This is a genomic window from Bradyrhizobium sp. (genome assembly GCF_030697065.1).
In the GTDB taxonomy this organism is placed as follows: domain Bacteria; phylum Pseudomonadota; class Alphaproteobacteria; order Rhizobiales; family Xanthobacteraceae; genus Bradyrhizobium.
The window spans coordinates 1-15,350 of sequence record NZ_JAUYQU010000151.1; the positions used below are offsets into that span (position 1 = coordinate 1).

The 15,350-nt window shown below is 65.4% G+C and carries 14 protein-coding genes; 12 read left to right on the top strand and 2 right to left on the bottom strand.

What is annotated here, in order from left to right:
* Positions 1 to 889 (top strand): serine hydrolase (locus Q8R73_RS11960; RefSeq protein ID WP_305719755.1); only part of this gene is annotated, 889 nt, incomplete at its 5' end.
* A 129-nt stretch (positions 890 to 1,018) separates the two neighbouring features.
* Positions 1,019 to 2,713, top strand: a complete 1,695-nt coding sequence (locus Q8R73_RS11965) for an AMP-binding protein (protein ID WP_305719756.1) — start codon at positions 1,019 to 1,021, stop codon at positions 2,711 to 2,713.
* Positions 2,714 to 2,914: 201 nt separating this feature from the next.
* Here the strand turns inward: Q8R73_RS11965 and Q8R73_RS11970 are convergent, their stop codons facing one another.
* The gene (locus tag Q8R73_RS11970; protein WP_305719757.1) at positions 2,915 to 3,916 is read right to left on the bottom strand and encodes an adenosine kinase; all 1,002 of its coding nucleotides are present in this window, start codon (positions 3,914 to 3,916) and stop codon (positions 2,915 to 2,917) included.
* A gap of 124 nt (positions 3,917 to 4,040) precedes the next feature.
* Between Q8R73_RS11970 and murJ the strand changes: the two genes are divergently transcribed.
* From murJ to Q8R73_RS11990, 4 genes are all read left to right on the top strand, one after another.
* Complete coding sequence (murJ, locus tag Q8R73_RS11975) at positions 4,041 to 5,597, top strand: murein biosynthesis integral membrane protein MurJ (protein ID WP_305719758.1); 1,557 nt, start codon at positions 4,041 to 4,043, stop codon at positions 5,595 to 5,597.
* 42 nt (positions 5,598 to 5,639) lie between these two features.
* Positions 5,640 to 6,692 carry a tryptophan--tRNA ligase gene (trpS, locus tag Q8R73_RS11980; RefSeq protein WP_305719759.1) on the top strand — a complete coding sequence of 351 codons (1,053 nt, stop codon included), beginning with the start codon at positions 5,640 to 5,642 and terminating at the stop codon, positions 6,690 to 6,692.
* Positions 6,693 to 6,804: 112 nt separating this feature from the next.
* The gene (locus Q8R73_RS11985; protein WP_305719760.1) at positions 6,805 to 7,299 is read left to right on the top strand and encodes a universal stress protein; all 495 of its coding nucleotides are present in this window, start codon (positions 6,805 to 6,807) and stop codon (positions 7,297 to 7,299) included.
* Between the two features lie 308 nt (positions 7,300 to 7,607).
* Positions 7,608 to 8,177 (top strand): NifU family protein, encoded by a 570-nt coding sequence (locus Q8R73_RS11990; protein WP_305719761.1) that lies wholly within the window; start codon positions 7,608 to 7,610, stop codon positions 8,175 to 8,177.
* Between the two features lie 160 nt (positions 8,178 to 8,337).
* Here Q8R73_RS11990 and Q8R73_RS11995 read toward each other — a convergent pair whose 3' ends face one another.
* The gene (locus Q8R73_RS11995; RefSeq protein ID WP_305719767.1) at positions 8,338 to 9,972 is read right to left on the bottom strand and encodes a PAS domain-containing methyl-accepting chemotaxis protein; all 1,635 of its coding nucleotides are present in this window, start codon (positions 9,970 to 9,972) and stop codon (positions 8,338 to 8,340) included.
* 328 nt (positions 9,973 to 10,300) lie between these two features.
* Between Q8R73_RS11995 and tsaB the strand changes: the two genes are divergently transcribed.
* From tsaB to Q8R73_RS12025, 6 genes are all read left to right on the top strand, one after another.
* Positions 10,301 to 10,999 carry a tRNA (adenosine(37)-N6)-threonylcarbamoyltransferase complex dimerization subunit type 1 TsaB gene (tsaB, locus tag Q8R73_RS12000; protein ID WP_305719762.1) on the top strand — a complete coding sequence of 233 codons (699 nt, stop codon included), beginning with the start codon at positions 10,301 to 10,303 and terminating at the stop codon, positions 10,997 to 10,999.
* Positions 10,999 to 11,493, top strand: a complete 495-nt coding sequence (gene rimI / locus Q8R73_RS12005) for a ribosomal protein S18-alanine N-acetyltransferase (protein WP_305719768.1) — start codon at positions 10,999 to 11,001, stop codon at positions 11,491 to 11,493. Before tsaB ends, rimI begins: the two co-directional genes overlap by 1 nt.
* 93 nt (positions 11,494 to 11,586) lie before the next feature.
* Entirely contained in the window at positions 11,587 to 12,036 is a 450-nt protein-coding gene (locus Q8R73_RS12010) for a Fur family transcriptional regulator (protein WP_305719763.1), read from the top strand.
* A gap of 4 nt (positions 12,037 to 12,040) precedes the next feature.
* A complete protein-coding gene (locus Q8R73_RS12015; protein ID WP_305719764.1) occupies positions 12,041 to 12,733 on the top strand; it encodes an HAD family hydrolase in 693 nt (230 codons plus the stop codon).
* A 175-nt stretch (positions 12,734 to 12,908) separates the two neighbouring features.
* Entirely contained in the window at positions 12,909 to 14,321 is a 1,413-nt protein-coding gene (miaB, locus tag Q8R73_RS12020) for a tRNA (N6-isopentenyl adenosine(37)-C2)-methylthiotransferase MiaB (RefSeq protein ID WP_305719765.1), read from the top strand.
* Positions 14,322 to 14,325: 4 nt separating this feature from the next.
* The coding region (locus Q8R73_RS12025; RefSeq protein ID WP_305719766.1) for a PhoH family protein at positions 14,326 to 15,350 on the top strand (1,025 nt) is incomplete at its 3' end.

Sequence of the window (15,350 nt, forward strand, 5' to 3'; positions counted from 1 at the left end):
TTTCGACGCCAGCGGCGAACCCAAACTGCGCCCGGCAACCCGGCCGATCACGCTGCGCCAGCTCATGACCCACACCGCCGGCTTCGCCTACAACATGTGGAACGGCGACATCGCGACCTATCTGGAGAAGGCCGGCATTCCTGCCATCACCACCTGCCAGAACGCGGCGCTGAAGACCCCGATCGCGAGCGAGCCCGGCACGCGCTGGGAATACGGCACCAACATCGACTTCGTCGGCAAGGCGGTTGAGGCCGTCAGCGGCAAGAAACTCGACGCCTATCTGCGCGACCACCTGCTGGCCCCGCTCGGCATGAGCGATACCGCCTTCAGGATCGGCGACGCCCAGCGCAAGCGTCTGGTCGGCATGCACGCCCGCGGCGAGGACGGCGCGCTGGTATCGATCCCGTTCGAACTGGAGCAGAATCCGGAGTTCCACATGGGCGGCGGCGGGCTGTACGGCACGGCCGGCGACTACATCAAGTTCACCCAGATGATCCTCAACAAGGGCAAGGGCAACGGCAACCAGGTGCTGAAGCCCGAGACCGTCGCGCTGATGAGCCAGAACCAGATCGGCGAGCTCAATATGGGCAAGATGATATCGGTGGCGCCTGCCTACACCAACGACGTCGATCTCTATCCCGGCATGGACAAGAAATGGGGGCTCAGCTTCCTGATCAACACCGCCAAGACGCCGGAAGGCCGCAGCCCCGGCAGCCTGGCCTGGGCTGGACTCGCCAACACCTATTTCTGGATCGATCCGGCGCGCAGCGTCGCCGGCGTGATCCTGATGCAGGTGCTGCCGTTCGCGGACGGCAAGTGCCTGGAAGCGTTCGCCGGCCTCGAGCGCGGCGTCTATGCCGGGCTCGATGCGGCGCAACGGGCGGCGTGAGCGAGCCGTCATTGCGAGCGCTAGCGAAGCAATCCATTTCGCCACGCCAGAGAAGAATGGATTGCTTCGTCGCTGCGCTCCTCGCAATGACGTCGATAGAATTGCCCGTCTGCACATGGAGAGGCCGACTTGACCGAAACAGCCGATAGTTACGTTTGCGGCATCGCCGATGCGCCGCTGCTGGGGGAGACCATCGGGCACGCCCTGGACCAGGCGGCGCGGCGCTGGGGCAAACGCGAGGCGCTGGTTTCGCCGAGCCATGACGTCAGGTGGACGTGGCAGGAACTGGCCGAGCGGGTCGATGCGCTGGCGGCGGGGTTTCTCGCGCTCGGGCTGGAACGCGGCGCGCGCATCGGGGTCTGGTCGCTCAATCGCCCCGAATGGGCGCTGACGCAGTTCGCCGCCGCCAAGGCCGGCCTCGTGCTCGTCACCATCAATCCGGCCTACCGCCTCAGCGAACTCGAATTCGCATTGGCCAAGGTCGGCTGCGCCGCGCTGGTGACGGCGACCGCGTTCAAGACCAGCCAGTACATGGAGATGCTGAACACGCTGCTGCCGGAACTGGCGACGGCGAAGCCTGGGCAATTGCAGGCGGCGCGGCTGCCGCATTTGCGCGCGGTGATCCAGATCGGCGGCCCGGCCTGTCCCGGCACCATCGCGTTCGATGCGGTCGCCGGCATGGGCGGCGCGCGGCACCGCGACGAACTCGCAAGCCTCGGCAAGGCGCTGCAGTTCGACGATGCCGTCAATATCCAGTTCACCAGCGGCACCACGGGTTCGCCGAAGGGCGTGACGCTGACGCACCACAACATCCTCAACAACGGCTATTTCGTCGGCCGCGCGATGCGCCTCGCCGAGACCGACCGGATCTGCATCCCGGTGCCGCTCTATCACTGCTTCGGCATGGTGATGGGCAATCTCGCCGCCGTCACCTCGGGTGCGGCGATGGTCTATCCCGGCGAGGGTTTCGATCCGCTGGCGACGCTGCAGACCGTGGAGCGGGAGAAATGCACGGCGCTGTACGGCGTGCCCACCATGTTCATCGCCGAACTCGACCATCCGGATTTCGCGAAGTTCGACCTGAAATCGCTGCGCACCGGCATCATGGCCGGCGCGCCCTGCCCGATCGAGGTGATGCGGCGCGTCAACGAGGCGATGAACATGCGCGACGTCACCATCGCCTATGGCATGACCGAGACCAGCCCGGTCAGCTTCCAGAGCGCCACCGACGATCCCTTGGAGCGGCGGGTTTCCACCGTCGGGCGCATCCATCCACATGTCGAGGTCAAGGTGATCGACCGCGACGGCCGCATCGTGCCGCGCGGCGAGCGCGGCGAACTCTGCACCCGCGGCTACAGCGTCATGCTGGGCTACTGGGACGAGCCCGAAAAGACCGCCGAGGTGCTGGACGCCGCGGGCTGGATGCACACCGGCGACATCGCCATCATCGACGCCGAGGGCTATTGCAACATCGTCGGCCGCATCAAGGACATGGTGATCCGCGGCGGCGACAACCTCTATCCGCGCGAGATCGAGGAATATCTCTACCGCCATCCAAAAATCCAGGACGTGCAGATTTTTGGCGTCGCCGACACCCGCTACGGCGAGGAACTGTGCGCCTGGATCCGGGTGCGCCCGGGCGAGACCCTCACCGCCGACGAGGTCCGCAGCTTCTGCCAGGGCCAGATCGCGCACAACAAGATCCCGCGCTACGTCGAATTCGTCGAGGAGTTTCCGATGACGGTGACGGGGAAGATCCAGAAGTTCCTGATGCGCGACGCGGTCGAGGCGAAGCTGGGACTGAAGGCGGCGAAGACGGCGTAAGGGGCGTCGCGCGGCGCCTGCGGATGGGCCTCACCAAAAAAGTCGAAAACAACCCCATGCAATGATAGTTCAACCTTATCTTGATACCGATTCTTCCGGCCGCGGCAGGGTCCGGATGGTCGAGTCACCTCGCTGTCGGCTTACTCAGATCGTCGTTGATCCACGACTGCCAGCCGATCCCCGGATCGCCCGCGAATTTTGTTACACCGGCAGCCCGTTCTGCTGCGCCAATTCCTTCAGCGACACCTGCGGCCGTGCGCCGATGTGCTGGATCACTTCCGCCGCCGCCAACGCGCCCAGCCGGCCGGCGTTCTCGTAACCCGCGTTGCGCACGAGGCCGAACAGGAAGCCGGCGGCGAACAAATCGCCGGCGCCTGTCGTGTCGACCATGCGGTCGATCGGAAAGGCCGGCACCGCGACGACGCCGTCCTTCGAGGCTACGACGCAGCCCTTTTCGCTGCGGGTGACGATGCCGAGTTTTGTATCCTGGCGCAATTGCGTCAGCGCGGAGTCGAAATCCGAGGTCTGGTACAGCGAATGCAGTTCGGCCTCGTTGGCGAAAATCAGATCGACGGTGCCCTTGCGCATCAGATCGAGAAACTCGTCGCGGTAGCGGTCGACGCAGAATGAATCCGACAGCGTCAGCGCCACCTGGCGGCCGGCGCCGTGGGCGATGGTGGCGGCCTTGACGAAGGCTTGCTTGGCGCTGGCGGGATCCCAGAGATAGCCTTCGAGATAGATGATGCCGGAGGCCGCGACCTCGCTTTCGTCGATATCGGCTGGCGTCAGGTCCTGCGCGGCGCCGAGATAGGTGTTCATGGTGCGCTCGCCGTCCGGCGTCACCAGGATGTAGGAGCAGCCGGTGGCGGGGCCGTCGGCCGCGGCCTTCGTCTCGAACGCGACCCCGGCGGCGCGGATGTCGTGGGTATAGAGGCGGCCGATCTGGTCGTCGCGGACCTTGCCGACATAGGCGGCGCGGGCGCCGAGATTGGCGATCCCGACGATGGTGTTGGCGGCCGAGCCGCCGGACATTTCGGTGGCCGGGCCCATGTCGCCGTAGATCGCCAGCGCGCGGGCCTCGTCGATCAGCGCCATGCCGCCCTTGGTCATGCCGTGACGGGCGAGAAAGCCCTCGTCGGTCTGCACTAGCACGTCGAAAATCGCATTGCCGATCCCGAGAACGTCGTATTTCGCTGTGGTCATCGATCAGTCCTGTTGCGGCGGCTGCGATTGCTGGCGGAAACCCCGCGCGAACCGGCGTTGAAAAGGTGCTGCGGCCTATCACGTTAGCCCCTGCGCCAGCAAGCGAAGCTGGTATAGAGCCCCGATGATCCGCTCCTTCCTCACGGTCTCCTCGGGAACGCTGGCCTCGCGGCTGCTCGGCTTCGCGCGCGATGCGATGCTGGCGGCGCTGCTCGGCACCGGCGCCGTCGCCGATGCGTTCCTGGTGGCGTTTCAGGGAATCAATGTGGTGCGGCGGCTGCTGACCGAGGGCGCGCTGAATGCGTCACTGGTGCCGGCCTGGCTGCGGGTGCGCGACGCCGAGGGAACCGTCGCGGCCGCGGCGTTTGCGGGCAGCGTGCTCGGCACCGTCGGCGCCGCGCTGGTGGCGGCGGCGGCGCTGATCGGGCTGTTGATGCCGCTGGTCATGGCAGCACTGGCGCCGGGCTTTGCCGCGACGCCGACGCTGCAGATGGCGATCGACGATGCCCGGTTGATGCTGCCCTATCTCGCCTTCGCAGGTCCCGTCACCGTGATGATGGCGCTGTTGAACGCGCAAGGCCGCTTTGCGCTGACCGCGTTCTCGCCGCTGCTGTTCAACATCGTGCTGATCGCCGTGATGGCGGCGCTGCTGGCGTGGCGCCAGGATGCCGGCTTCGCCGCACTGGTGGTCGCCGGCACGGTCGGCGCGGCCGGGCTGCTGCAATTGCTGATGCTGGTCTCGCAGGGCCGCGACACCGCGACGCCGTTGCGGATTACGTTCGATGCGCCGATGCGCGGCTTTCTCGGCAAGGCCGTCCCCGGCATGATTGCCAGCGCCGGGCCGCAACTGCTGGTGCTCGGCGGCGCGGTGATCGCGTCGTCATCGCCCTCGGCGATATCGTGGCTGTATTTTGCCAACCGCCTGATCGAACTGCCGCTCGGCCTGGTCGGCGTCGCCATGGGCACCGTGCTGGTGCCCGAATTGACGCGCGGCGTGCGCGCGGGGGATCGCGGCGCCATCGCGCATGCGCAGTCGCGCGGGCTCGAACTCAGCGTCGGGCTGGCGCTGCCGGCGACGCTCGGATTGATCGTGCTCGCCGAACCGATCGTGCGGCTGCTGTTCCAGCACGGCGCCTTCACCGCGGCCGATACCGCCGACACCGCGCAGGCGCTGACCTGGCTGGCGCTCGGCCTGCCCGCGCATGTGCTGGTCAAGGCGCTGTCGCCGGCGTTTTTCGCGCGCGAGGATACCAGCACGCCGCTCAAGGCGACGGCGACGGGATTCGTCGTCGCGATCGCGTTCGCCCTGATACTCGGCCAACTGTATGGCGCCGGCGGCATTGCCGCTGCGATCGCGCTCGGGGCCTGGAGCAGCGCGCTCGTCCTGATCCGGCGCGGCGCCGTCACATTCGGCTTCGCCATCGATGCCGCAGCACGGCGGCGGCTGCCGCGCATCGTGGCGGCGGCGCTCACCATGGGCGGGCTGCTGTGGCTGGCGACGACGTTCGCGTTGCCGCTGGCGGCAACCGCGCACGGCTTTGCGCAGGCCGCGCTGCTCGGGGTGCTGATCGCGGGCGGAATCGCTGTTTACGGCGGGCTGCTGGCGCTGTCCGGCGTCACCGGCTGGGCCGAGGCGATGGGTGCGATCCGGCAAGGCAGGGCTGCCGGCTTGCGCGACTGAGGCCCGCGTGGCATGGGACGGCCCGGAACAGGGAAGCTGACAATGGCATTCGTTGAGCGGGTATTTTCGGGCGTCCAGCCGACCGGCAATCTGCATCTCGGCAATTACCTCGGCGCGATCGTCAATTTCGTCAAATTGCAGGAGACGCATAATTGTCTCTATTGCGTCGTCGACATGCACGCCATCACGCAGCCGGTGGAGGTGTGGGGCGGCCCGGCCGAGCTGGCGCGCAACACCCGCGAAGTGACCGCGGCCTTCATCGCCGCCGGGATCGATCCCAAGAAACATATCGTCTTCAACCAGAGCCAGGTGCTCGAGCACGCGGAACTGGCGTGGATCTTCAATTGCGTGGCGCGGATCGGCTGGCTCAACCGCATGACGCAGTTCAAGGACAAGGCCGGCAAGGACCGCGAGGCGGCGTCGGTCGGACTCTACGATTATCCGGTGCTGATGGCGGCCGACATCCTGGTCTATCGCGCCACCCACGTTCCCGTCGGCGAGGACCAGAAGCAACACCTCGAACTGTCGCGCGACATCGCGCAGAAGTTCAACAACGACTTTGCCGAGTCGATCCGCGGCCACGGCTTCGACGACGGATTGTTCTTCCCGCAGCCGGAACCGCTGATCACCGGTCCCGCGACCCGGGTGATGTCGTTGCGCGACGGCACCAAGAAAATGTCGAAGTCGGACGCGTCGGACAATTCGCGCATCAACCTCACCGACGATGCCGACACCATCGCGCAGAAAATCCGCAAGGCGAAGACCGATCCGGAGCCGCTGCCGTCGGAGGAAAAGGGGCTCGAGACCCGTCCCGAGGCCGACAATCTGGTCGGGATCTACGCGGCCCTGTCGGGGCGAACCAAAGCCGATCTGCTCGGCGAATTCGGCGGCGGGCAATTTTCGGCCTTCAAGAATTCGCTGGTCGAATTGTGCGTGACAAAACTGTCGCCCATCGCCTCCGAGATGAAGCGGCTGGTGGCGGACCCCGGTTATGTCGACCAGGTGCTGTTCGACGGCGCAGCGCGCGCCCGCGTGATCGCCGCCGAAACCATGCAGGCGACCCGCGACATCGTCGGATTCGTCAGCAAGCGCTAGCTTTCCACGCCTTCGCCACAATTGATCCACCGCAAAGCGTTCGCACTGCCGCTTGTGGAGCATGGCTGCGCCATGGCAGCATGGGCCGGTTTGGCGCAGCATCGGGACATGCATGACCACCCAGCGACGAAGCTACGAGACCGGTCACAAGCCGAAATGCCTTGTCATCGTTGACGACACCGCGGAATGGGACCGCGCGGTCTACTACGCCAGCCGCTGGGCGATCCGCGTCGGCGGCGCCGTGGTGATGCTGCGCGTGATCGAGACCGAGGACCAGAACCAGCAATGGCTCGGGGTCGCCGACATCATGCGCGCCGAGGCGGAGGAGAACGCCAACGCCGCGCTCGACCGCGCCTCCGGCCGCGCCAACGGCATCGCCGCGATCACCCCCGAACGCGTGATCCGCGAGGGCGATCCCACCGACCAGATCCTCGACGTGATCGAAAAGGACGTCGACATCGCGATGCTGGTGCTGGCCGCCAATCCCGGTCCCGAGGGCCCCGGCCCGATCATCACCACCATGGCCAAGACGGTCGGCTCCTTCCCGATTCCCGTCATTATCGTGCCCGGCGAGCTCAGCGATGCGGCCATCGACGGGTTGTCGTAAGGCCCCTCTTCTCCCCTCCCCCCGCGAAGCGGTGGGGAGGGGTTGGGGGTGGGGGGTCTATCAGCGCATCCGCTGACAGCAAATTTGCGGAAACACCCCCCACCCCCGACCCCTCCCCGCCACGCGCAAGAGGCGCGTGGCGGGAGGGGAGAAGAGCGTCGCCGAACGATGCGCCGGGATTAAGCTCTGCAGTGAGAAGATGCGCTTTGGAACTCTGCTTTGCGCCCCCTTGATCGTGCATCGGCCGTCGCCATCTGCTAAGGGGTAAGCCACGCGCCGGCCTTGAACCGACGTCGCAGGAGAAACCGATGTTCATCCAGACCGAAGCCACACCCAATCCCGCCACCCTGAAGTTCATTCCCGGACGCACGGTACTCGACGGCGGCACCATGGAATTCGCCAATCGCGAAGCCGCGGCGCGCTCGCCGCTGGCCGCGCGGCTGTTCGACGTGCCCGGCGTCACCAGCGTGTTCTACGGCTCCGACTTCGTCACCGTGACCAAGGACGCGAGCGACTGGCAGCATCTCAAGCCGTCGATCCTCGGCGCCATCATGGAACACTACATGTCGGGCGCGCCGCTATTGGCCGACGGCATTGCCGCCAGCGACGAGGCCGCCGACGAGGAAGACGAGTTCTTCAACGAGGCCGACGCCGAAACGGTCGCGACCATCAAGGACCTGATCGAGACCAGGGTGCGCCCCGCGGTCGCCAATGACGGCGGCGACATCACCTTCCGCGGTTTCAAGGACGGCATCGTCTATCTCAACATGAAGGGCGCCTGCGCCGGCTGCCCGTCTTCCACCGCGACGCTGCAGCACGGCATCCAGAACCTGCTGAAGCATTTCGTGCCCGACGTGGTCGAAGTCCGGCCGATGTGAGAAGCTAGCGCGGACGTCGGACCAAATCGGATATCGAAGTTTGTCATGCCCGGCCTTGTGCCGGGCATTCACGTCTTTGCGCTGCCTGCGGGAAAGCCAGGAAGGCGTGGATGGCCGGGACGAGCCCGGCCATGGCGGAGGTTGGCGTTGGGAGCCTGACCTACGCCGCCTGCCCGATCGCCGCGGCCTCGGCCGCCGCGCGCTGCATGCTGGTGGACATTTCGCTGGTGACCGCGCTCTGCTCCTCGACCGCCGCCGCGGTCGACGTCACATACTCGCTGACGTGCTGAATCGCCTGCTTGATGGAATTGAGGGCTTCGACGACGTCGCCGGAAATGCCGTTCAGATTGCCGATCTCCTCGCCGATCTTGTCGGTGGCCTGCTTGGCCTGGCTGGCGAGATTCTTGACCTCGGACGCCACCACCGCGAACCCCCTGCCGGCTTCGCCGGCCCGCGCCGATTCGATGGTGGCATTGAGCGCCAGCAGGTTGATCTGGCCCGTGATGTTGCCGATGAGATCGACGATGCTGCGCATCGACTCCGATGCTGCGCTCAGTCGCTGCGCCTGCTGATCGGCGACCTCGACCCGATCGACCGCCGTCGATGCGGTCTCCCTCGACTTCGCCATCGCCTGGGAGATTTCGCGAACCGAGGCGTTGAGCTCTTCGGCGCCGGCGGCGACCGATTCCATCATGGTGCGGACCCGCTCGTTTCGCAGCCGCGCGACCACCTGAACCGTGGTATCCGTCGCGTATTTCACGACCTTGAACGGCTTGCCGTTGAGGTCGAGGATCGGATTGTAGGATGCCTGGATCCAGATTTCCCTGCCGCCCTTGCCGAACCGCTTGTATTCCGCCGCCTGGTAGACGCCGCGGTTGAGGCTGGCCCAGAATTCACGATACTCCGCGCCATCGCGGTCGGCGGGATCGACGAAGATGCGGTGATGCTTGCCCTGGATTTCTCCCAGCGAATACCCCATTGCGCCGAGGAAATTTTCATTCGCGGTCAGGATGGTGCCGTCCATGTTGAATTCGATCACCGCCTGCGATTTGCCGATCGCCTCGATCTGTCCCGCCAGGTCGGCGGCTTTCAGCTTCTGCGCGGTGACATCGCTGCAGAATTTCACCACCTTGAATGGCCTTCCGGTGTCGTCGAGGATCGGGTTGTAGGAAGCCAGGATCCAGACCTCCTTGCCGCCCTTGCCGAATCGCTTGTATTCGGCGGACTGAAACTGGCCGCGGTTGAGGCTCGCCCAGAATTCACGATAGGCGCTGCCGTCGCGCTCGCCGGGGGCGACGAACATGCGGTGATGCTTGCCCTGGATTTCGGCCAGCGAATAGCCGACCACGCCGAGAAAAATATCATTGGCGGAGATGATGGTGCCGTCGAGATTGAACTCGATCACTCCCTGGGCGCGGCCGATGGCGGCGATCCGGCCGGCATCCTCCATGCTGCGAAGCTTCTGCGCGGTGATGTCGGTGGCGAACTTGATCACCTTGCACGGCTTGCCGGCGTTGTCGAAAATCGGATTGTAGGAAGCCTGGATCCAGATCTCGCGACCGCCTTTGGCGATCCGCGGATATTCGGCGGCCTGGAATTCTCCGCGGTTGAGGTTGGCCCAGAACGCGCGATATTCGACCGATTCGCGCATCGCCGGCAGCACGAACATGGCGTGATGCCTGCCCTGGATTTCCTCCAGCCGATAACCCAGCGCATCGAGGAAGTTGGAATTGGCGGTGATGATGGTGCCGTCCATGTTGAACTCGATCACGGCTTGCGACTTGCTGATGGCCATGACCTGGGCGAGCGCGTCTCGCGCCGTCGAATCGTTTCTCCAAAAATTCACTTCAAACACCTTTCCAGCCGTCGGTAACGAGCGTGGCTTGATCTGCCGAAAATGCATCGTCCGGACCCGAAATGGATCCGCTTTACCTGAGCCCAAGCTGCCATCCGATGGCTAATACTTCCTTAATTCGTCATAATATCAATGCCTTAGCCTCCCAGAGGTTGTGTCAAGAATACTTGACACTCCGTGCGGTGCCGACTTCATGAAATCCGACAAAGGCAGTTTGTGAAGAAGTTCCAACCGCTTGAGTTCCACCGAATGATGATAAGACACGTCCATGCTGATCCTCGCCATCGATACCGCACTCGACGCCTGCGCCGCCGCCGTGCTCGACACCGACGCGGCCCAACTGATCGCGCGGGAGTCGCAGCCGATGAAGCGCGGCCATGCCGAGGCGCTGATGCCACTGATCGCGCGCGTCATGGAGGCCTCCGGCGTTGCCTTCACTGCGCTCGACCGCATCGCGGTGACCACCGGCCCCGGCAGCTTTACCGGCCTGCGGGTCGGCCTTTCCGCGGCGCGCGGCATCGGCCTTGCCGCCGGCAAGCCGGTGGTCGGGCTGACCACGCTGACGGCCTATGCCGCACCGGTGGTCGGGCAGAATGCCGCGCAGCCGGTAATCTCGGCGATCGATGCGCGGCACGACCATGTTTATTATCAGGTGGTGAGCGGCGACGGCGGTTCGCTGGTCCGGCCGCGCGTCGCGCCGATCGCGGAGGCGCTCGATGCTGCGCGATTCGGCGCGCCGCACCTGGTCGGCAATGCCGCCGGGATTCTCGGCCAGCGCTGGCCGGCCGATGCGGAGCCGCCGTTCAGGGTCGACCCGCAACCGGCGCCTGATATCGCCTGGGTGGCGTGGCTGGGGGCCGCGGTCAGTCCGGATGCGGCGCCGGCGCGGCCCTATTACCTGCGACCGCCCGATGCCAAGCCTTCACAGGACGCGCTGCAGAAAGCCGCGCCGCCGCCGGCGTCATGATGGGCCAGATCGGTTCCTGGTTGCGCGGATGGTGGCGCGGCGGCGATCCGGTGATCGAGCCCGCGATCCCGCGCGATGCGACCCATCTGGCGCAATTGCACGGCGCATCGTTTCACCGCGGCTGGGGCGAAGCCGAATTCGAGACCATGCTGGCCGAGCGCAACACGCTGGTTCATCGCCTCAGGCAGGGACGAAAGATCATCGGCTTCGCGGTGTCGCGCCTGGCCGCGGACGAGGCCGAGATCCTGTCGATCGCCGTTGCCGCCGATCAGCGCGGCCGCGGGCTGTCCCGCGACCTCCTGATGACACATCTCGGCCATCTGGCGGGCCGCGGCGTGCGCACCATATTCCTCGAGGTCGAGGAGAATAATCAGCCGGCGCGGCGGTTGTACGAACGGGCCGGATTCGCCGTCGTGGGCCGTCGCGAACGGTATTACCGCGAGGCCAACGGGGAACAATTGAACGCACTTCTGATGCGTCGCGACTTGTCGTAGCGCGCCCGGAGTGGCAGAAAGGCCCTTGCAAGGGGCGCACGATCCGACCGCAGTGTGATCTGGCGGATCATCGTTGCCGAAAGCGGACGAATCATGACTGCATTGAAATCCACGCCCGTGCCGAAGGCCGCCAGCATCGAATCCCGCTGCGCCGCCACCGGCATGCGCATGACCGAACAGCGCCGCGTGATCGCGCGCGTGCTGGCGGACGCGGTGGATCACCCCGACGTCGAGGAACTGTATCGCCGCTGCGTCGCGGTCGACGACAAGATCTCGATCTCGACGGTGTACCGCACGGTAAAACTGTTCGAGGACGCCGGCATCATCGAGCGGCATGATTTCCGCGAGGGCCGCGCCCGCTACGAGCAGATGCGCGACAGCCATCACGATCACCTGATCAATCTGCGCGACGGCAAGGTGATCGAATTCACCAACGAGGAAATCGAGAAGCTGCAGGCCGAAATCGCCCGCAGGCTCGGCTACAAGCTGGTCGATCACCGGCTGGAACTGTATTGCGTCCCGCTGGACGACGACAAATCCTGATCGCGTGCAGAATACGCGTCACGACACAGTCCGTTTCGATCTCGTCATTTTCGACTGCGACGGCGTGCTGGTCGACAGCGAAGTGATCTCCTGCGCCGCGCATGCGGAAATGTTGAACCGCCACGGCTACACGATCACGCCGGATCAGGTGCTCGAGCGATTTCTGGGCGTGTCGGATCGCGAAGCCCGCCAAACCATCGAAGCCGAACTCGGCCGCGCGCTTCCCGATGATTTTGACTCGCAGATGAAACAAGCCACGCTGCGGCGCTACGCCGATGAACTCAGGGCCATTCCGCGCATCGACGAAGCGATCGCCGCGATCAGCCTGCCGAAATGCGTGGCGTCGAGCGGCACGCCGGAGAAAATCCGCCACGGCCTCACATGCGCCGGGCTCCATGATCGGCTGGCTCCCCACATTTTCTCCGCCTCGCAAGTCGAACGCGGCAAGCCGGCGCCCGACCTGTTCCTGTTTGCCGCCGGACAGATGCGGGCCGCACCGGCGCGCTGCCTGGTGATCGAGGACAGCCTGCCGGGCATCGCCGCCGCGGTCGCCGCCGGGATGAGCGTGCTCGGTTTTCACGGCGGCAGCCACTGCCGCCCCGGCCACGGCGAACGGCTGCGCGCCGCCGGCGCTGCCGCGATATTCGACGATATGCGGCAATTACCGGGGCTAATCGGGCGGATTGGGACCAATTAGGCCGTCATTCCGGGATGGTGCGTAAGCACCAGACCCGGAATCTCGAGATTCCGGGTTCGATGCAAAGCGCATCGACCCGGAATGACGGCTCTATCGCGCTGGATTTCCAGCGCTTTAGCCTATAATTGAGCCCCTGCGCCGCAATGGCGCCACCCCAGCACAGCATTCAGGTTCCATGAGCCCGCCGCGCAAGCTGCATATCAAGTCATATGGTTGTCAGATGAACGTCTACGATGCGCAACGCATGGTGGACACGCTGGCACCCGAAGGCTTTGTCGAGACGTCCAGCGTGGACGATGCGGATCTCGTGATTCTCAACACTTGCCACATCCGCGAGAAGGCATCGGAGAAGGTCTACTCCGAGCTCGGACGGCTGCGCGCCGTCAAGGACGAGGCCGCGCGAAATGGCCGCCGCATGAGCATCGCGGTGGCCGGCTGCGTCGCGCAGGCGGAAGGCGCCGAGATCATTCGCCGGGCGCCGACGGTCGATGTCGTGGTCGGCCCGCAAAGCTACCATCATTTGCCGCAGCTCCTGGCGCGGGCGAAGAGCCACGGCCGCGCGGTGGAGACGGAATTTCCGGTCGAGGACAAATTCGGCTTCCTGGCGCCGCCGAAGCCCGATGCGATCCGCTCGCGCGGCATTTCATCCTTCGTCACGGTGCAGGAAGGCTGCGACAAGTTTTGTACGTTCTGCGTGGTGCCCTATACCAGGGGCGCCGAAGTATCGCGTCCGGTCGCCAGGATCGTCGACGACGTGCTGCGACTGGCCGACAACGGGGTGCGCGAAATCACCCTGATCGGTCAGAACGTCAATGCCTATCACGGCGAGGGGCCGGACGGCCGCACCTGGTCGCTCGGCGCATTGCTGCATCGCCTGGCCGGGATCCCCGGCATCGCGCGGCTGCGCTATTCCACCAGCCATCCCCGCGACGTCGACGACAGCCTGATCGCGGCGCACCGCGATTTGCCGGAACTGATGCCGTTCGTGCATCTCCCGGTGCAGTCGGGTTCAGACCGGATTCTGGCCGCGATGAACCGCAAGCACAGCGCCGAGGATTACCGCCGCACCATCGACCGGTTCCGCGCGGTCCGGCAAGACATTGCTTTTTCATCGGATTTTATCGTGGGCTTTCCCACCGAGACCGAGGAAGATTTCGTCTCGACACTCGCGCTGGTCCGGCAAATCGGATACGCTGGGGCTTATTCGTTCAAGTATTCGCCGCGGCCCGGCACGCCGGCGGCGGACATGCGGGAGACGGTGTCAGCGGCTGAAATGGACGAGCGATTGGTGCGGCTCCAGGAATTGATCGACGGCCAGCAAGCGGCCTTCAATTTGGCTGCGATCGGCAGCACCGTGGACGTGCTGTTCGAACGCGCCGCCCGCAATCCCGGCCAGATCGTCGGCCGCACCGCCTATCTGCAGCCGGCGCATGTGATGGCGTCCCCTGACATCATCGGGCAGGTGCTGCCGGTGACGATTGCCAGCCTCGAGCGCTACAGCCTGCTCGGCGAACTCGCCGCCACGGCTCCTGCACGGCCGGCATCCTCGCGAATCTCCGCTTCTTCCCCAATGATAACGGGAGCCTGAACCCTTGCCCAAAAGCGCATCGGATTCGCCTGCACTCGCTCCCGCCCGCAAATTTGACCGCGACATGCAAATCCCCCCCGAAACGCAGGTCGTCATCGATTTCGACGACAATCGGGCGGCGTCCGCTCTGGTCGGCCCCTACGGCCAGAACCTGGCGCTGATCGAGCGCCGGCTCGGAATCGTGGTCGATTCGCGCGGCAATCACATCACGATCGCCGGCTCGCGCGACGGCTGCGACGCCGGGCGGCGGGTGCTGGAGACGCTGTATGCGCAGGCGACGCAGGGCCACGACCTCGCGCAGGGCGACGTCGAGGGGGCGATTCGCGCCGTGATCGCGCAGGGGTCGCTGTTCGAATTCGACGCCAAGGCCGCGAAGACGGCGTTCGAGACCATCAATTTGCGCAAGCGTCCGGTGCGGGCGCGCACCGCCGCCCAGGATTCCTATATCCGCGCGCTGAAGCGCCACGAAATGGTGTTCGGCATCGGCCCGGCGGGCACCGGCAAGACCTGGCTCGCCGTGGCGCATGCCGCGCAATTGTTCGAACGCAAGGAAGTCGATCGCATCATCCTGTCGCGCCCCGCGGTCGAGGCCGGCGAGCGGCTCGGCTTCCTGCCCGGCGACCTCCGGGAGAAGGTCGATCCCTATCTGCGGCCGATCTATGATGCGCTGTACGATTTGATGGACTCGCGGATCGTCGAGCGCGCGCTGCAGGCCGGCGAAATCGAGATCGCGCCGCTCGCCTTCATGCGCGGCCGTACCCTGACCAACGCCGTCATCATCCTGGACGAGGCGCAGAACACCACGTCGATGCAGATGAAGATGTTCCTGACGCGGCTCGGTGAAAACAGCCGCATGATCATCACGGGCGATCCCTCCCAGGTCGATCTGCCGCCCGGACAGACTTCGGGACTTGCGGAGGCCGCACGGCTGCTCGATGGCGTCGAAGGCATTTCGCAGGTGAAATTCACCGCCGAAGACGTGATTCGCCATGAACTGGTGGCGCGGATCGTCGCCGCCTATGAAGGATT

Excerpts from the sequence above, each read along its gene's own strand:
- Q8R73_RS11970 (WP_305719757.1), bottom strand. The coding sequence starts at position 3,916 with ATGACCACAGCGAAATACGACGTTCTCGGGATCGGCAATGCGATTTTC.
- murJ (WP_305719758.1), top strand. The coding sequence starts at position 4,041 with ATGATCCGCTCCTTCCTCACGGTCTCCTCGGGAACGCTGGCCTCGCGG.
- trpS (WP_305719759.1), top strand. The coding sequence starts at position 5,640 with ATGGCATTCGTTGAGCGGGTATTTTCGGGCGTCCAGCCGACCGGCAAT.
- Q8R73_RS11985 (WP_305719760.1), top strand. The coding sequence starts at position 6,805 with ATGACCACCCAGCGACGAAGCTACGAGACCGGTCACAAGCCGAAATGC.
- Q8R73_RS11990 (WP_305719761.1), top strand. The coding sequence starts at position 7,608 with ATGTTCATCCAGACCGAAGCCACACCCAATCCCGCCACCCTGAAGTTC.
- Q8R73_RS11995 (WP_305719767.1), bottom strand. The coding sequence starts at position 9,972 with ATGGCCATCAGCAAGTCGCAAGCCGTGATCGAGTTCAACATGGACGGC.
- tsaB (WP_305719762.1), top strand. The coding sequence starts at position 10,301 with ATGCTGATCCTCGCCATCGATACCGCACTCGACGCCTGCGCCGCCGCC.
- rimI (WP_305719768.1), top strand. The coding sequence starts at position 10,999 with ATGGGCCAGATCGGTTCCTGGTTGCGCGGATGGTGGCGCGGCGGCGAT.
- Q8R73_RS12010 (WP_305719763.1), top strand. The coding sequence starts at position 11,587 with ATGACTGCATTGAAATCCACGCCCGTGCCGAAGGCCGCCAGCATCGAA.
- miaB (WP_305719765.1), top strand. The coding sequence starts at position 12,909 with ATGAGCCCGCCGCGCAAGCTGCATATCAAGTCATATGGTTGTCAGATG.